The sequence below is a fragment of the Caballeronia sp. EK genome, assembly GCF_014384845.1.
Taxonomy (GTDB): Bacteria; Pseudomonadota; Gammaproteobacteria; order Burkholderiales; family Burkholderiaceae; genus Caballeronia; species Caballeronia jiangsuensis.
The window spans coordinates 1-1,203 of record NZ_JACSUE010000074.1 but is presented as its reverse complement, the minus strand read 5'-3'; the positions used below and the strand labels follow the sequence as shown (position 1 = coordinate 1,203).

1 protein-coding gene and 2 pseudogenes are annotated in these 1,203 nt (G+C 59.4%); all 3 read left to right on the top strand.

Going from position 1 to position 1,203, the window contains the following annotated elements; all coding sequences use genetic code 11:
- Positions 1 to 213: 213 nt before the first annotated feature.
- Entirely contained in the window at positions 214 to 723 is a 510-nt protein-coding gene (tnpA, locus tag IAG25_RS41125) for an IS66-like element accessory protein TnpA (RefSeq protein WP_222946884.1), read from the top strand.
- Positions 663 to 929 (top strand): annotated as a pseudogene (tnpB, locus tag IAG25_RS42495) (IS66 family insertion sequence element accessory protein TnpB); the annotation flags it as partial. The gene tnpA and the pseudogene tnpB, both read left to right, overlap by 61 nt.
- Before the next feature lie 3 nt (positions 930 to 932).
- Positions 933 to 1,058: pseudogene (locus IAG25_RS42490) on the top strand (IS66 family transposase); the annotation flags it as partial.
- Positions 1,059 to 1,203: the final 145 nt, after the last annotated feature.

Sequence of the window (1,203 nt, the reverse complement as noted above, 5' to 3'; positions counted from 1 at the left end):
ACGTGACCCGCCGTTCTGATCGACGACGCACACAACAAAGGGGCCCGCGCGGCCCCTTTGTTGTTGACTGTCTCGCTTGACCTTGCGCCGTCGTTTAACGTCGCATTTACACCGGCGCTAACATTAACCAATTTCTCTTCGGCTCGACCAGATGGATCATATGTAAGCGCGAATTTATCCGCACGTAGCGCGATGGAGTGAAAGAGCTCACGCTTGCGTCCGCAACCAACACTTGCGGACGCAACGACGAGGACGCCTGACACGATTGACCTCGAGTTTCTGCCGCTGAAGGTGACGCACGTTTCGCCAAAGGGCAAACGATCATTCGATCCTGATGGGAAACGTCGCTTGGTCGAGGCATGCCTGCGGCCTGGCGCGTCGCTTGCTGGTTTGGCGCTGAAGGCAGGAGTGAATGCCAACCAACTGCGCAAATGGGTCGACATGTACCGCAAGGCAGGCGTAGTTGCCGATCCGCCGAGGACGAGCGAGCCCGAACCTTCTGCGTTTGTTCCGGTGGTTACGATCGGGAACGCGACACTGAAGGCGGCAGAGCCGACGGCGACGTTGGCGGTACGTCGCGATTCTCCCTCAGCGCCGACGTTGGCGCCGCCGCACGCGCGCCTGTCCGTAAGACTGCCCAACGGCGTCGCGATCGATCTGGAATGCTCAGTGCAGGACACGTCACTGGTCAAGGCGATGATCGTGGCGTTGGGAGCGGGTTGATGTTCCGCTTCGACGATGATCTGCGGATCTACCTGCATCGCGAGCCAATCGACTTCCGCTGCGGCCTGAATACACTGGTGACAGTGGTCGAGCAATCGATGCAACTTGACCCGTTCGCGCGAGCCGTGTTTGCATTCCACAATCGTAAGCGTGATCGCGTGAAGCTTGTGCTCTATGACCGGGCCGGCTTCTGGCTCCTGATGAAGCGACTCAGCCGTTACGTCGGCGACGGGCAAGCCCCAGTGGACAACAACATCGCGGAACGGGACATTCGCCCGTTTGCCACCAGCAGAAAGGTTTGGCTCTTCAGCGACACGGTCGCCGGAGCAAAAGCGAAGGGCATGCTCTTGTTCAGGCTTGCTTCCCCGCGGTCCGACCTGTTTTGCCATCACGCGTACATCTACCTGCGCAACCTATTAGCGACCCACCTCCGTTAGTTGAGTGATGAACTACGCGGCATGCGCCGTGTAACCGGGTTGG